Source organism: Gilliamella sp. LMG 34362 (assembly GCF_984569125.1).
In genome coordinates, this window is record NZ_OZ474902.1 from 439,236 (window position 1) to 454,208 (window position 14,973).

Consider the following 14,973-nt stretch of genomic DNA (forward strand, 5'->3'; position numbering starts at 1 on the left):
CATTGATAGCTGTTGTTTGCAGCTTTTTAACGAACAGGTATAATCCACCTATTATGATTCGGGACAATGACAACCTATGTTAGCTTATTTACAACTGATGCGATTAGACAAGCCAATTGGTTCCTTACTGCTACTTTGGCCAACATTGTGGGCGATTTGGCTTGCTACATCTACGCCATCTGTTCATGTTGTTGTTGTGTTTGTTGTTGGTGTGATTGTTATGCGCTCAGCTGGCTGTGTGGTTAATGATTACGCTGATCGGCATTTTGATGGTAAAGTCGAACGTACTAAGAATCGTCCTCTCGCCCGTGGTGCATTGAGCGAAAAAAATGCCTTATACACTTTATTCGTATTACTGCTTATTGCGCTTGGTTTATTGCTTACTTTGGATAAATTAACTTGGTTAATGGCTGGTTTTGCATTAATCACGGCAATGCTTTATCCATTTATGAAACGTTACACACATTTACCTCAGGTGACTTTAGGCATTGCCTTTAGCTGGGGAATTCCAATGGCCTATGCGGCAACAATAGCTCAATTTCCGATAACTTGTTGGTTTCTGTGTCTAGCTAATGTATGTTGGACAATAGCTTATGATACCGAATATGCTATGGTCGATCGCGATGATGATCTTAAAATAGGCATCAAGTCCACTGCTATCCTATTTGGTGACTATGACAAGTTTATTATTGGATTACTGCAAATCATAACCTTAGTTTGCCTGACATTGATCGGCATAAACAATCATTTTCAGCAATTTTATTATATTGGTTTAATCATCGCCTTATTGCTATTTATTTATCAACAATGGTTAATCAAAGACCGTGATAGAAGCAATTGTTTTAAAGCGTTTATGAATAATAATTATATAGGATTGTTTATATTTATAGCGATCTTGGTTAGTTAAAAACACATTTACCATCATTATTTAACTTTCATCGCGAACATTAATCACTTTAAACGATATATCTTAAATTGTAAAAGCGTTGCTTAGTAAAAAAGTAAAATGGTGGTATAGACTCCTCAATATTTTTTACAAGATTATTCTCAACTGTTTAAATTATTAAATTTAATGCGCTAGCCTTATTAGTAAGCGGAATACTATTGTAATATAGGTAAAGTAGGCATTTGCCTACCTTTAAGGTTATTCGATTGCTAGTAATAAAACAGAAATATTATTTGCAAGTTAATGGTATAGATTCCTTAATATTTTTTACATATTTTAACCACAATTAAAAATTTTGAGGAAAGGCGTTTTTGATAACTCAACTTTTATATTTAATTAAAAATAATATTATTCAATATATTGTGCATTTTTATGTAATGGTTTTACTACATCAATACTACGTTCTAAATGAACTTTTGATTTTTCGTGATCTAAGACCACAATTGCGATAAATAATGTATCTAATAAAGTTAGTTGGATAATTCGAGCTGCAGCATTTTGCCCTAGTAATGGACCATTTTTAGCTGGACTAAAGATAGATAAGTCGGAAATTTCAGCTAGTTCAGATTGATGATTATTAGTAATACAAATAATCTTAGCTTTATTCTTTTTCGCAACCAATATTGCATTACATATTTCCGCTGTATTTCCTGATTGAGATATTGCAATAACTACATCGTTTTCTTTTAATTGACTCGCCACCATTACCATCAAATGGTGATCACTATAAGTATGGCTGTGAATCCCAATTCTCAATAATTTATGTTCAAAATCCTGACCAACAATAGCTGAACCGCCGACACCAAGAATAACGATACGGTTAGCATGAAAAATCCATTCTGCTGCTTTTGATATTATTTTAGCATCAACAATAGATTGGGCTTCTTTTAAAGCTTGTACTGAGTTATTAAAAACTTTTTCAATAATATTTTCGACATTATCTTTTTCAGATAGTTCTTGTTCTTTATCGAAAGGTAGCGCATCAAAATAAGAAAGTAATGCTTTTCGAATTTCTCTAAAACCAGAGTAACCTAATTTTTTAGATACTTTTACTAATAATGGTTCTGAAACGGATAATTCTTCTGCCACTTCTTTAATACTTGTTCTAGGCTTTAAATTTCCTTTAGTCATCATCCATTCAATAATTCGTTGTTCAGTATTACTTAAACTAGAAAGTGAAATACGAATCATTGCTCCAATTGCTAAAGCATTAGAATTTTCTGGATCATGTGTTTGTTTCATGGTTTCTCTCCATAACATTTTTCGGGTAATTTTAACCCAATTTCAATTTAAGCACATTGTAAAAAAAGATTTTTTTATTTCTTCCTATAACTTTACAAAAAAATAAATTAACGTTAATATTTTTGAGCGTGAAGTAAATTGTGTTTTTTTTAGTCAGCGAGGTGGGAATATATGAAAATTGCAATTGGTTATGATCATGTTGGATATATTTTAAGAAAAGATATCATTGATTATTTGGAGACTAAGAATATTACAGTGATTGATCTTGGTGCGCCATCAACAGAAAGAACCGATTATCCGATTTATGCCAATAAAGTGGCAAGGGCTGTCAATTCAAAAGAAGCCGATTTAGGAATATTAATATGTGGCACTGGTATTGGTATTTCAATTGCGGCAAATAAATGTTCAGGAATAAGAGCGGTTGTTTGTAGTGATCCTTATTCTGCAAAATTATCACGTGAACATAATAATACTAATATTCTTGCTTTTGGTTCCCGTGTAGTGGGGAGTGAACTTGCAAAAATGATTGTTGAACAATGGTTAATGGCGAAATTTGAAGGCGGCCGTCATCAAAATAGAATAGATCAAATCGATGCTATTCAAAAAGGAGAATTTCATGAGTAAATTTTGTCCTTCGCTTATGTGTGTTGACTTTTCCAAGTTAGAAGTTGAATTGAAGTCATTAGAAGAATCTGGTGTAGACATGTTTCACATTGATGTGATGGACGGTAATTTTGTACCTAATTTCGCATTAGGTATAGAAGATATTAAAGCGGTGAGTAAGTTGTCAAAAATTCCTTATGATGTTCATTTAATGGTAACTAATCCATCACCATATATAGAAAAATTTGCTCAACTTGGCTGCGATATTATTTATGTTCATGTTGAAACATTAACCCACATACATCGAACTCTAAATCAAATTAAATCAACAGGTAAGAAAGTAGGCGTTGCTATTAATCCAGGTACACCATTATGTGTGTTAGAAGATGTTTTAGATCTAATTGATGTTGTTTTGATAATGTCAGTAAATCCAGGTTTTGCCGGACAACCTTTTATCGCTAACTCTATCGATAGAATAAAGCGATTAAGTGATATGATTAAAGATAGAAATCTCAATACTTCTATTGCCATTGATGGTGCGATAAGCCCAAATATCATCGAACAGCTATCGCCTTATGTTGAATATTTTATACTGGGAACTGCTGGGTTGTTTAATAAAGATAAATCCTATAAACAGACGCTAAATGAACTCCGTAATCTCTCCTAACTTTTAAGGCCTTTATTGCGATGAAGGTCTTAATTCACAAAATTAAACATTATAGATAATTTATACTCTATTTTTTGTTGTTTTTACGTCAATAAAGCCATATAAATTAATTTTTTATTAAAATTATGTGAACTAGATCTCTTTAAATTAAATTTGTTTACATATAAAATTATTTTTGTGAACTATTTGGTGCGTTCACTGTGTCTTTTAATAAAAAATAGGGTTAACTACAATGAAAAGTACTTTTTTTAGTGTATTGCAACGGGTTGGTCGCTCTTTTATGTTACCTATTGCTCTTCTTCCTGTGGCTGGGTTAATGTTAGGTATTGGAGCGTCATTTACCAATGAAACAACAATTGTGTCCTATGGATTACAAAGCTTTTTAGGCGAAGGAACTTTGTTACATGCTTTTTTAACCATCATGAAAAATGCGGGTAGTGTAATATTTTCTAATCTGCCTATTCTTTTTGCTATTGGGGTAGCAATGGGAATGGCAAAACAAGAAAAAGAGGTTGCAGCAATATCTGGTGCGGTTGGCTTTTTTATTATGCATTCAACTATTCATGCGCTATTAGAGCTAAAAGGGCTTTTAAAAGAAGGTGCCTTACCAGATGGTTCTTTAGGTGATGCGGTTGGTATTCAGACTCTACAAATGGGCGTTTTTGGTGGTGTTATTGTTGGATTAGGTGTCGCTGCTTTACATAATCGGTATTATCGAATTGAGTTACCTGCTATTTTATCATTCTTTGGTGGTTCGCGCTTTGTTCCTATTGTTACAGCATTCGTTTATTTATTTGTCGGTATTTTAATGTTTTATATTTGGCCTTCTATCCAATATGGAATTTTATTATTAGGCAAATTAGTCAATGAATCGGGCTATGCAGGTACATTTATTTATGGATTTATTGAGCGAGCTTTAATTCCATTTGGTTTGCATCATGTATTTTATATGCCATTCTGGCAGACTGGAGTTGGTGGTACGGCAATGATTGATGGCAATCTTATTGCTGGAGCACAAAATATTTTCTTTGCTCAACTTGCTAGCCCTAATACAACTGAATTTTCAGTTGAAGCCACACGCTTTATGGCTGGTAAATTTCCATTTTATTTATTTGGTATTCCTGGTGCAGCATTGGCTATTTATCGTACTGCTAAACCACAAAATCGCAAAATGGTCTTAGGTCTACTCGTTTCTGCAACTTTAACGGCTATTTTGACAGGGATTACTGAACCAATTGAGTTTTCTTTCTTATTTGCTGGTCCTTTACTCTACTTTATTCATTGTTTGTATGCTGGTTTATCTTTTATGCTTTGTCATATTTTCGATGTTGGTGTAGGGCAAACATTCTCTGGAAGTTTAATTGATTTCGTATTATTTGGTGTTTTACAAGGAAATAGTAAAACACATTGGGTTAATGTTATTCTGATTGGTCTTCCATTGTTCCCAATATACTACTTTACATTTAGTTACTTGATCAAAAAATTTAATTTTAAAACTCCAGGTCGAGAAGACGATAACGAGGAAACTAAATTATATACCAAAAAAGATGTTGAAAATGCGAAGAAAGCTAAAAATAACAATGAGCTATCAAGTATTATATTAGATGGATTAGGTGGCAAAGAAAACATTACTTATGTAGATTGTTGTGCCACAAGATTGAGAATTTCTGTACATGATAATCAATTAGTTGATAAAGATATTTTAAAATCAACTGGAGCAAAAGGTGTAATTATTAATGGCCAAGGTATTCAAGTTATTTATGGTCCTCATGTGACAGTAATTAAATCACACTTAGAAGAATATATGGCAACCCTAAAATAATATAACTTTTGTATTACTCGTTCATTTCGGAGTAGTTTAACCAATCTAAATAGTTAGCCGTTTTAGACAATCTTTAACGGCTAGCTATTTAAATAACAATAAGAAGAAATTCTACAGACTAAAATGATTGTTCTGCTAATGTGGCTTGCACTATTCGCATGGCATCGAAGGTTTCTTTGACATCATGAACACGGATAATTTGCGCTCCTTTCATTGCTGCAATAACTGCACAAGAAACACTACCTAATACACGTTCTTTAGGGGGAACATTTAGCACTTGCCCGACCATCGATTTTCTTGACATGCCAACCAAAATAGGCAAATTGAAGTGATGGAATTTTTCCAGTGTAGCCAATAGACGATAGTTATGGGCTAACGTTTTGCCAAATCCGAAGCCTGGATCAAGGATGATTTTTTCCCGAGCAATGTCAGCAGTTACACATCGTTGAATATGTTCAGTAAAAAATGAATCGACTTCTTGATAGATATCTTGTTGGTAATGAGGTGCATTTTGCATCGTTTTGGGATCACCTTGCATATGCATAATACATACTGGTAATTCCGTTTTTTGTGCTGCTTGTAATGCTCCAGGTAAAGTTAATGCCCGAATATCATTAATTAAATGTGCACCAGCTTTAGCCGCTTCTGTGATGACCTCTGGTTTTGATGTATCAACTGAAATCCAAACGTCAAAATAACGAGCAATTTTTTCCACTAACGGTATAACCCGATCAAGTTCTTCACTGGTTGAAACATCAGCAGCACCAGGTCGAGTTGATTCTCCGCCAACATCAATAAAGGTTGCCCCAGCTTGAATCATATTATCAACTCGCCGCATAGCATCATCAAGATTGTTGTAATTACCGCCATCAGAAAAAGAATCTGGCGTCATATTAACAATTCCCATTACTTGAGGAAAAGAGAGATCCATTACGTGATTTTGAAAACGAATTTCCATGATTTTAGGCCTTATTTTATTAATATTTTTAATGCTAATTGCACTGTTGCAATGCTGAAGTATGATTGTTAGTACTGGTTTATTATTTTACAAAATTAATTGCTGTTGGATGATAAAAAACGCGCCGAAGCGCGTTTTAGATTTAGTCGTAATTAATTTTCTGATTGAGGTGGTATGTCTGTTCCCTCATTTGGTATCTCTTTTGCTGCTTGTTCATCACTTTCAGTCCAATCTTCTGGAGCAGTAATTGGTCTACGAGCAATCAAATCAGCAACTTGTTTTGCGCCAATGGTTTCGTATTTCATTAATGCATCTTTCATCGCATGAAGTACGTCCATATTTTCAGTTAAAATTTTACGTGCTCGTTCAAAGTTACGATCGATAATTTTTTTAACTTCTTCATCAATAATTCGCGCTGTTTCATCAGAGATATCTTTTGGTCGTCCATAAGATGAATTATCATCCATTTCATAAAATAACGGACCTAAACGATCAGAAAAGCCCCATTGGGTAACCATTGCTCTGGCATATTGAGTGGCAACTTTAATATCGTTTGATGCTCCTGTTGAAACTTTATCAATACCATAAATCAGTTCTTCGGCAAGACGTCCACCATATAGTGTGGCAATATCACCTTCTAGTTTTTCTCGGCTTTCACTAACCCGATCACCTTCAGGTAAGAAGAATGTTACCCCTAATGCTCGGCCACGGGGGATGATAGTTACTTTATGGATTGGATCATGATCAGGCATTAAATAACCAATAATGGCGTGTCCAGCTTCATGATAAGCGGTTGAGATAAGTTGCTCTTGTGTCATGGTTAACGAACGTCGCTCTGTACCCATATTGATCTTATCTTTAGCTTCTTCAAATTCGTCCATAGTGACTAAACGTTTGTTACGACGAGCTGCAAATAGTGCTGCCTCATTGACTAGGTTTGCCAATTCTGCACCAGAATAACCTGGGGTACCACGAGCAAGCACCGATAAATTAACATCAGAACCAAGTGGCACTTTTTGCACATGAACTGCTAGAATTTGTTCACGACCTTTCATATCCGGTAAGCCAATTTGTACTTGGCGGTCAAAACGACCAGGACGAAGTAAGGCTGGATCTAGAATATCAACACGGTTGGTTGCCGCAATAATGATAATGCCACTATTAGCTTCGAAACCATCCATTTCAACTAACATTTGGTTAAGAGTTTGTTCACGTTCGTCATGACCACCCATTGAGCCGGCACCACGTTTACGTCCAACAGCATCGATTTCATCAATAAAGATAATACATGGTGAATGTTTACGTGCTTGTTCAAATAGATCACGAACACGTGAAGCACCCACCCCAACAAACATTTCAACAAAGTCTGAACCAGAAATACTAAAGAAAGGAACATTTGCTTCACCAGCGATGGCTTTAGCTAGTAATGTTTTACCGGTACCTGGTGGCCCAACCATTAAAATACCTTTTGGAATACGACCACCAAGTTTTTGATATTTTCCAGGATCTCTTAAAAAATCGACAACTTCGGTAACTTCTTGTTTCGCTTCTTCACTACCTGCAACATCGCTAAATTTAGTCTTAACTTGGTCAGGTGTTAACATTTTAGCTTTACTTTTGCCTACCGACATTGGCCCACCTTTACCACCGCCTTGCATCTGGCGCATGATAAAGAACCAGAAACCAAGTAGTAAAATAATCGGGAACCAAGAGATTAAAATGTTAACTAATAAGCTTGGTTTTTCGTCTGGGCTACCATAGACCGCAACATCATTTAATACCAAATTATCAACTAACTTTTCATCAAAATAAGGTATATAGGTAACATAACTATTGCTACCTTTAGTAGTAGCAACAATTTCGCGACCATTTATATGCACTTCTTTAAGTTTGCCACCCGTTACATCCGCATTAAATTTGGTGTAATCGACTTGAGGGCCGCTATTGGATATTGAGCTGAATTGACTGAAAACAGCAATCAATACGACGGCGATAACACCCCAGATCAGTAAATTCTTTACCATGTCGTTCAAAAGAAAAACCTCTCATAAAATTAATAGTTACGACTAAAATTAACCAAGTATGGTACTACAAAATTGTACGGCTGGCTACTTCATCCCCATTGCTACAATATATACTTCTCGAGACCTAGCTCGCGAAGCTTCAGGCTTACGAATTTTGACTGTTTTAAACAGTGATCTTACTGTTTTTAGATACTCTTCAAAACCTTCGCCTTGGAATACTTTAACGATAAAACTCCCATTTGGAGCAAGAACGTCTTTACACATATCTAATGCCAGTTCAACTAAATACATAGCTCTTGGTATATCAACGGCAGGTTGTCCACTCATATTTGGTGCCATATCAGACATAACAACTTGTACTTTTTCTTTACCAACTCGCTCAAGTAGGGCATTTAATACCGCTTCATCACGAAAATCACCTTGCAGAAAGTCAACGCCAACGATGGGATCCATCGGTAATAAATCACAGGCAATAATTCGTCCTTTATTTCCAATGAGTGATGCAACATATTGTGACCATCCTCCCGGCGCAGCGCCTAAATCCACCACAGTAATTCCCGGTTTGAATAATTTGTCACTTTTTTGTATTTCTTCTAATTTAAACCATGCTCTGGATCTCAGGCCTTTTTTTTGTGCTTGTTGCACAAAACGATCGTTAAAATGTTCATTAAGCCAACGAGTAGAGCTTGCTGAGCGTTTTTTGTTACTCACAGAGAATAAATCCTTAATGTAATGAGGTCACTTCAATTGATTACAAATATATATAAGGGTAGAATAGCAAAATTACAACTTAATGTGATAAAAAATTAATGAATTTATCGAATAAACAAAAACAGTATTTAAAAAGTGAAGCTCATCATTTAAAACCGATAGTGATGATTGGGGCTAATGGATTTACCGAAGGTGTGCTAGCAGAAATTGAAAATGCCTTAAATTTCCATGAGTTAATAAAAGTTAAAGTATCCGCTGAAGATCGTGAAACTAAAAAGTTAATTTGTGAAGCAATCATCCGCGAAACCAAAGCTTTAGCAGTTCAACAGGTGGGTTCTATTTTTACGATATACAGACCGAGTGAAGATAAAAAAATTACACTACCAAAATAAAAAATAGGGCTAGTCGCCCTATTTTTTTGCAACAGTTTAATTAAATATATTCAACTTTAACAATATCGAATTCAACATCACCGCCTGGTGTTTTAATTTGTACTGTATCACCATCTTCCTTGCCAATAAGTCCACGAGCAATCGGTGAATTAACTGAAATTAGATTCTGTTTATAATCTGCTTCATCGTCGCCAACAATTCGGTAGGTTGTTTCTTCATCAGTATCAATATTCACAACGGTGACTGTGGCACCAAATATAATGCGACCAGTATTTTTAACTTTAGTGATATCGATAATTTGTGCTTGCGACAATTTACCTTCGATTTCTTGAATACGACCTTCACAAAATCCTTGTTGTTCTCTCGCTGCATGATATTCAGCGTTTTCTTTCAAATCACCGTGAGCTCTAGCTTCAGCAATAGCGGCAGTAATTTGAGGTCTTTTTACATTTTTAAGTTCTTCAAGTTCTGCACGTAATAATTCGGCTCCCTTTACTGTCATTGGGATCTGTTTCATCTCGGTTTTTTCCTATTTATATAGTAAATAAAAAGAATAACAAATGTTCATCTTAATCAAAAGAGAGATAAATTATTAATTTGGTTTGTTATTCTAATGTTACAATTGGCTTTAGTTATATATTAACTTCAAAACTGGTTTAACAACAAATCATTTATAGCAAAATCAAGTGCTATTTTAACCAAAATCAGGTATCGTAATACAAACTCAACCCTTCATTCTAACTATTTAGCTTATTTATGAGACGATTACGATTTAGTTTAATCATCCTCTTTTCGATTTTCTGGTTGTTAATTGTAGTTGGTTATTTTTTGTTACAGACCAATTTTGGTGCCAAAATAGTAAGCCAACAATTATCAAAGCTGGGTGCCTATTCTATTACAATTGGCAAAATAAATCATTCCTTTGCTAATTTTTATGAGTTAAGCGTTGATAATTTATTGGTAAAAAAAGATCAGCAAGAAGTTGCTAATATTGGCAAATTAATCGTTGGGTTTGATAAGCAAAATTTGTGGCAATTCCATCATTTTAATTATATTAATGTCATTGATGGCACGCTAGATGATTCTCAAATCAGCCAATCGATATTTACGGCCAATATGTTACGGTTTTACAACACAACCGTAAAATTTTCATTGAATAATGCTCAAGAACCATTGTTATTACAACAAATTAATGGTGGTATAAAGCCGTTTGATTTGTCAAGTAAACAACCATATCAATTCGATTTAACTGCCCAGCAAGTATTATTTAAGCAAATGGCTGTAAATAGTGTGTTACTGCAAGGATATTATCGTGATGGTATCACTTCACTTACTAATTTAGGTGGTAATATTGGTAATGGTTTTTTTGTTAGTAAATTAAAAATGCTAGCAGATGATAGTTTGGATATAGCACAATTAAAATTAAACAATATACATTTTAACGTCAATAATGAGACTGATTTAAACAGATATTTGTCTGAACTGCCAAAATTCAAATTACAAGAATTTTCAATCTTTGATAGTAATATTCAATTGCCTAATTTAACTATTGAAAAGGGTAATATAGACATAACCAATATTGATTATGATGATAATCAATGGCAGTTAAAACAAAGTAATTTTGTTATTAGTGCTGATAATGTTGTATGGTTTGATGAAAAACTTTCATCATTATTACTACAACTATCTTTTAAAGACGATGAAGTAGACATTTTAAAAGCGATCGCGGAGTGGAATGACGGTAATATCCGTTTAACTGGTAGCTGGAGAAATAATGTATTACATCTAAAAACATTATTATTAGCCAGTGTTAATTATCAGTTACCTGATAACTTCAAACAACGGTTATTACCGAGTATATTTAATCAAGTCGATATTGATCAGTTAACTGTTATGCCAAGTACGTTAATCAGCACTAAGTCAGATTATCCATTTAATCTCGCTAGCTTTAATGTTTCTGGAACCAATGTTAGGCTAGTGGAAGATAAAAGGATTGGTATATATTCAGGTTCGTTATTTTTTAAAGCTAATGATGCAACAATTAATAAAATTGCGGTTAAATATCCTAATTTATCACTCAGTTTTGATAGTCAGCATCGAGCGTTATTAAGTTTTAGCGCATTAATTAATAGTGGTAAACTTGACGCAATTGCAACGATAAATCCTTTGCAAACTGAGTTTGAATCATTGCATATTATTGCTAAAGGTATTACTAGTGAATTGCTAAATCAATGGCAGATAGTCCAAACGCCACCAGAATCATCAAATTATCGTGTTGATTTACATGGTGAAATTTCACCGTTTAGTCTATCGGGAACATTTTTTACTAACGATAATGAGTATTCTATTTATTCACAGCATTGATTTTAATAAAATTATCCTTATATCTGTTTTAAGATGTATTAAGTTTTAAATGAGGAAACGATGTATCTAGTAAGATTAGATAAATGGTTATGGGCGGCTCGGTTTTATAAAACTCGTTCCATCGCTCGTGATATGATTGATGGTGGCAAAGTCCACTATAATGGTCAACGAGCAAAGCCAAGTAAAATTGTTGAAGTTGGTGCTATATTAACCCTTAGACAGGGCAATGAACAAAAAACAATTCGTGTTTTAGCTATTAGTGATCAACGTAGGCCTGCTAGAGAAGCTGAATATCTTTACCAAGAGACCTTAGAAAGCATCACCAAACGAGAAAATATCGCTGAAGCTCGAAAACTTAATGCATTAACTATGCCGCATCCTGATCGACGACCAGATAAAAAAGAGCGGCGAACATTAATTAAATTTAAATATGATAGACAACAAGGCGACAAGAATTAATATGGATACTTTAAATCGGTTTTTATTTGATAATCATTCGGTTCGAGGTGAGATTACTCGACTTGAAAATACTTACCAAGCAATTTTAGAAAACCATACTTATCCTATAGCGGTACAAAATTTATTAGGTGAATTGTTAGTAGCAACCAGTTTGTTAACTGCTACTTTAAAATTTGATGGTGATATCGCGGTTCAATTGCAAGGTGATGGCCCGCTGACATTAGCAGTAGTAAATGGTAATAATGAACAGCAATTACGTGGAGTTGCTCGAGTTAATGGTGAAATAGCGGATAATGCCACACTTAAAGAGATGGTGGGTAACGGCTATATCGTCATTACCATTACACCTAAAAAAGGGGAGCGTTATCAAGGTATTGTTGGCCTTGAAAAAGACACTTTAATTGGTTGTATTGAAAATTACTTTATGCAATCTGAACAACTTCCTACCCGTTTATTTGTCAAAACGGGGGTTCATAATAACAAACCTATGGCGGCAGGTATTTTATTACAAGTATTACCAGCTAATGAAGATATTGAACAATCATTTGAACATCTCGGTGCATTGACGGAGACTATCACTAGTGATGAGTTATTCCAATTGCCAACTGATGAGATATTATATCGTCTTTATAATCAAGAAGAAGTTCGTTTATTTGAGACGCACGATATTGTATTTAAGTGTGGTTGTTCGCGACAACGTTGTGAAGATAGCTTAATGACATTACCAGATAACGAAGTTGATGATATTCTCAATGAAGATGGTGGTAAGATTGATATTCATTGTGATTACTGCGGTAAACATTATCTGTTCGATGCTATTGATATAGCAGAGTTAAGAAACAAGAAAAGTAATAATTATCATTGATTTATAAAAGAGCCACTAAGATTATTAAATTTTAGTGGCAAAGTGAAATATAAGGAATTAAACCCACAGCTAATTTATCAGAATAATTTCAACACACCAAATAAATATTATCGGTCTCGCATAACTTTTTTTTGAAATTATCTTTACAAACTGTCCGATTAATTCCTAAATATATTAAATCAATAATTTATTATTTTTTATTAGTGTATTTGTACGACTAACTAATTATCTGAATATTTTCTACAATGGCTGCATCCCCTAATACTTTCCACATTATATTGAAATGATATAGGGTAATCGCATAACTTTGTTCATGAAGACTTTTTTGTTTATAAGCCGGTCTCGGATCTTGAGAAATAACTTGTTCGATTAGTTCGCTTAGTTGTGGATAATGCTGTAGTTGGCTTTGTAAAAATATGTCAGCTTCAGATGAAAATGTTACCTTAAGTTTTTGTGTTGGAAGAAGTTGCGCATAACCCGCTATTGCCTCTGGATGGCTATCACAATAAGGTAAGTAGGGTTTTATATCAATTATTGGTGTACCATTTACTAGATCCAAACCGCCTAGTTTTAATATCACCTGTTTGTTTTCAATAATAATATCTAGTAATTCAACGACTGAGAGCCCAATATTATTGGGCCTAAATGGTGATCTTGTCGCAAATACACCTAAACTTTTATTGCCACCTAAACGAGGCGGACGGACAGTTAATTTCTGTTTATTAGCATCAATATGATGAAAATGAAATAATAACCATATATGTGAAAACTGTTCTAATCCCTTAATACTCATAGGATCATTAAATCTATCTAGCAAATGTAGTTCACCTTCAGCTGCTGTTACAAGATTAGGTTGGCGTGGTACAGCAAATTTTTCAGTATAGGGTGAGTGAATGATGCCAATCGGCTCAAATTGAGATGTCATTATTGAATTATTGTGTAATTGTTATAAATGTGCTCCCATCGACAATAGTCGATGGGAGTAAGTTAATCATAGTTTGCGAATGTACTATTACCAACCACGAATAGCGCCACCTTTGAAAATTTCATCGGCTTTTTTAGCTACAGCATCAGATTGATAAGCTTTAACAAAGTTTTTAACTCTTTCATCGTCCTTATTCTCTTCACGAGAAACAATAACATTGACATATGGTGATTCTTTATCTTCAACAAAAATACCATTTTTGCTTGGGATTAAATTTGCCGGAGCTGCAAACGTGTTATTAATTATTGCTAAATCAACTTGTGAGTCGTCTAAAGAACGTGGCAACATTGGTGCCTCAAGTTCAACAATTTTATAGTTATATGGATTGCTGGTGATATCTAATACAGTAGGTAATAAACCTTTAGCTTTATCAACCGTTAACATTCCTTCATGTTGTAATAAAAGTAAAGCACGGCCTAAATTAGTAGGGTCATTAGGTATAGCAATGGTTGAATTAGCTGGAATGAAGTATGTTTCACCACGAGGTGAAGTTACTTTGACACCTTCTCCAACTTGCTCATCGGCTGCAATTGGTTTTAGTTTTTTTGAATAAGAAGAAATTGGGAAAACAAAAGTATTACCAACTACTGCTAATTTATAGCCTTGTTCTTTCATTTGTTCGTCTAAATATGGTTTATGTTGAAACACATTAACATCAATTAAACCATCGTTTAAGGCTCTATTAGGCGTGACATAATCATTAAAAATAACTAGTTCGATATCAAGATTAAATCGTTCTTTTGCTTGTTGTTGCGCTATTTCTGCTTCTTCTTGGTCTGCTCCAGCAATTACTCCAACTTTTAAAGGACTAACTTTTGCTGGTTCTGCAGGTTTGTTATCAGTTGCAGTTGTTTGTTTGTTATCACAACCAGTTAAGAAAAATGCACTGACCAGTGTGGTTATTAGTGCTAATTTTTTTATAGACATAACTCTCT

15 protein-coding genes are annotated in these 14,973 nt (G+C 34.2%); 8 read left to right on the plus strand and 7 right to left on the minus strand.

All coding sequences use genetic code 11. From position 1 onward, the window contains the following. Positions 1 to 76 precede the first annotated feature (76 nt). Entirely contained in the window at positions 77 to 907 is an 831-nt protein-coding gene (gene ubiA, locus AC5LWZ_RS02120) for a 4-hydroxybenzoate octaprenyltransferase (RefSeq protein WP_493463897.1), read from the plus strand. A 387-nt stretch (positions 908 to 1,294) separates the two neighbouring features. Here ubiA and AC5LWZ_RS02125 read toward each other — a convergent pair whose 3' ends face one another. Beyond that, on the minus strand, positions 1,295 to 2,188 hold the full coding sequence (locus AC5LWZ_RS02125) for an SIS domain-containing protein (RefSeq protein ID WP_110448630.1): 894 nt from the start codon (positions 2,186 to 2,188) through the stop codon (positions 1,295 to 1,297). Between the two features lie 171 nt (positions 2,189 to 2,359). Here AC5LWZ_RS02125 and rpiB point away from each other — a divergent pair, with 171 nt between their 5' ends. From rpiB to AC5LWZ_RS02140, 3 genes are all read left to right on the plus strand, one after another. Beyond that, positions 2,360 to 2,812 (plus strand): ribose 5-phosphate isomerase B, encoded by a 453-nt coding sequence (gene rpiB / locus AC5LWZ_RS02130; protein WP_110448629.1) that lies wholly within the window; start codon positions 2,360 to 2,362, stop codon positions 2,810 to 2,812. Beyond that, the gene (gene rpe, locus AC5LWZ_RS02135) at positions 2,805 to 3,458 is read left to right on the plus strand and encodes a ribulose-phosphate 3-epimerase (protein ID WP_110448628.1); all 654 of its coding nucleotides are present in this window, start codon (positions 2,805 to 2,807) and stop codon (positions 3,456 to 3,458) included. The genes rpiB and rpe overlap by 8 nt, the downstream gene beginning before the upstream one ends. A gap of 232 nt (positions 3,459 to 3,690) precedes the next feature. Beyond that, positions 3,691 to 5,280, plus strand: a complete 1,590-nt coding sequence (locus tag AC5LWZ_RS02140; protein ID WP_110448627.1) for a PTS transporter subunit EIIC — start codon at positions 3,691 to 3,693, stop codon at positions 5,278 to 5,280. Positions 5,281 to 5,398: 118 nt separating this feature from the next. Here the strand turns inward: AC5LWZ_RS02140 and folP are convergent, their stop codons facing one another. The 3 genes from folP to rlmE form a co-directional block, all read right to left on the minus strand. Continuing rightward, entirely contained in the window at positions 5,399 to 6,238 is an 840-nt protein-coding gene (gene folP, locus AC5LWZ_RS02145; RefSeq protein WP_110448626.1) for a dihydropteroate synthase, read from the minus strand. A gap of 152 nt (positions 6,239 to 6,390) precedes the next feature. Further along, positions 6,391 to 8,271: an ATP-dependent zinc metalloprotease FtsH gene (ftsH, locus tag AC5LWZ_RS02150; RefSeq protein ID WP_370527386.1), complete on the minus strand. Its 1,881-nt coding sequence runs from the start codon at positions 8,269 to 8,271 to the stop codon at positions 6,391 to 6,393. A gap of 75 nt (positions 8,272 to 8,346) precedes the next feature. After that, the gene (rlmE, locus tag AC5LWZ_RS02155; RefSeq protein WP_493463898.1) at positions 8,347 to 8,973 is read right to left on the minus strand and encodes a 23S rRNA (uridine(2552)-2'-O)-methyltransferase RlmE; all 627 of its coding nucleotides are present in this window, start codon (positions 8,971 to 8,973) and stop codon (positions 8,347 to 8,349) included. A 98-nt stretch (positions 8,974 to 9,071) separates the two neighbouring features. Between rlmE and yhbY the strand changes: the two genes are divergently transcribed. Next, on the plus strand, positions 9,072 to 9,365 hold the full coding sequence (gene yhbY, locus AC5LWZ_RS02160; protein WP_065614154.1) for a ribosome assembly RNA-binding protein YhbY: 294 nt from the start codon (positions 9,072 to 9,074) through the stop codon (positions 9,363 to 9,365). A 40-nt stretch (positions 9,366 to 9,405) separates the two neighbouring features. Here yhbY and greA read toward each other — a convergent pair whose 3' ends face one another. Beyond that, on the minus strand, positions 9,406 to 9,882 hold the full coding sequence (greA, locus tag AC5LWZ_RS02165; protein ID WP_065578173.1) for a transcription elongation factor GreA: 477 nt from the start codon (positions 9,880 to 9,882) through the stop codon (positions 9,406 to 9,408). A 239-nt stretch (positions 9,883 to 10,121) separates the two neighbouring features. Between greA and AC5LWZ_RS02170 the strand changes: the two genes are divergently transcribed. The 3 genes from AC5LWZ_RS02170 to hslO are packed head-to-tail and all read left to right on the plus strand — an operon-like array spanning position 10,122 to position 13,053. Then, the gene (locus AC5LWZ_RS02170) at positions 10,122 to 11,729 is read left to right on the plus strand and encodes a hypothetical protein (RefSeq protein WP_493463899.1); all 1,608 of its coding nucleotides are present in this window, start codon (positions 10,122 to 10,124) and stop codon (positions 11,727 to 11,729) included. A gap of 60 nt (positions 11,730 to 11,789) precedes the next feature. Further along, positions 11,790 to 12,188, plus strand: coding sequence for a ribosome-associated heat shock protein Hsp15 (gene hslR / locus AC5LWZ_RS02175; RefSeq protein WP_065578171.1), 399 nt, complete (start codon positions 11,790 to 11,792; stop codon positions 12,186 to 12,188). A gap of 1 nt (position 12,189) precedes the next feature. Then, on the plus strand, positions 12,190 to 13,053 hold the full coding sequence (hslO, locus tag AC5LWZ_RS02180; protein ID WP_294911113.1) for an Hsp33 family molecular chaperone HslO: 864 nt from the start codon (positions 12,190 to 12,192) through the stop codon (positions 13,051 to 13,053). A gap of 217 nt (positions 13,054 to 13,270) precedes the next feature. On the opposite strand, the gene tsaA is transcribed toward hslO, so the two are convergent. Both tsaA and AC5LWZ_RS02190 read right to left on the minus strand, forming a co-directional pair. Continuing rightward, a complete protein-coding gene (gene tsaA / locus AC5LWZ_RS02185; RefSeq protein WP_232350176.1) occupies positions 13,271 to 13,978 on the minus strand; it encodes a tRNA (N6-threonylcarbamoyladenosine(37)-N6)-methyltransferase TrmO in 708 nt (235 codons plus the stop codon). An 87-nt stretch (positions 13,979 to 14,065) separates the two neighbouring features. Next, positions 14,066 to 14,965: a MetQ/NlpA family lipoprotein gene (locus AC5LWZ_RS02190; RefSeq protein ID WP_110448622.1), complete on the minus strand. Its 900-nt coding sequence runs from the start codon at positions 14,963 to 14,965 to the stop codon at positions 14,066 to 14,068. Positions 14,966 to 14,973 lie beyond the last annotated feature (8 nt).

Bases quoted from the DNA above. Each gene is read 5' to 3' on its own strand.
- ubiA (WP_493463897.1), top strand. From the start codon at position 77: ATGTTAGCTTATTTACAACTGATGCGATTAGACAAGCCAATTGGTTCC.
- AC5LWZ_RS02125 (WP_110448630.1), bottom strand. From the start codon at position 2,188: ATGAAACAAACACATGATCCAGAAAATTCTAATGCTTTAGCAATTGGA.
- rpiB (WP_110448629.1), top strand. From the start codon at position 2,360: ATGAAAATTGCAATTGGTTATGATCATGTTGGATATATTTTAAGAAAA.
- rpe (WP_110448628.1), top strand. From the start codon at position 2,805: ATGAGTAAATTTTGTCCTTCGCTTATGTGTGTTGACTTTTCCAAGTTA.
- AC5LWZ_RS02140 (WP_110448627.1), top strand. From the start codon at position 3,691: ATGAAAAGTACTTTTTTTAGTGTATTGCAACGGGTTGGTCGCTCTTTT.
- folP (WP_110448626.1), bottom strand. From the start codon at position 6,238: ATGGAAATTCGTTTTCAAAATCACGTAATGGATCTCTCTTTTCCTCAA.
- yhbY (WP_065614154.1), top strand. From the start codon at position 9,072: ATGAATTTATCGAATAAACAAAAACAGTATTTAAAAAGTGAAGCTCAT.
- greA (WP_065578173.1), bottom strand. From the start codon at position 9,882: ATGAAACAGATCCCAATGACAGTAAAGGGAGCCGAATTATTACGTGCA.
- AC5LWZ_RS02170 (WP_493463899.1), top strand. From the start codon at position 10,122: ATGAGACGATTACGATTTAGTTTAATCATCCTCTTTTCGATTTTCTGG.
- hslR (WP_065578171.1), top strand. From the start codon at position 11,790: ATGTATCTAGTAAGATTAGATAAATGGTTATGGGCGGCTCGGTTTTAT.
- hslO (WP_294911113.1), top strand. From the start codon at position 12,190: ATGGATACTTTAAATCGGTTTTTATTTGATAATCATTCGGTTCGAGGT.
- tsaA (WP_232350176.1), bottom strand. From the start codon at position 13,978: ATGACATCTCAATTTGAGCCGATTGGCATCATTCACTCACCCTATACT.
- AC5LWZ_RS02190 (WP_110448622.1), bottom strand. From the start codon at position 14,965: ATGTCTATAAAAAAATTAGCACTAATAACCACACTGGTCAGTGCATTT.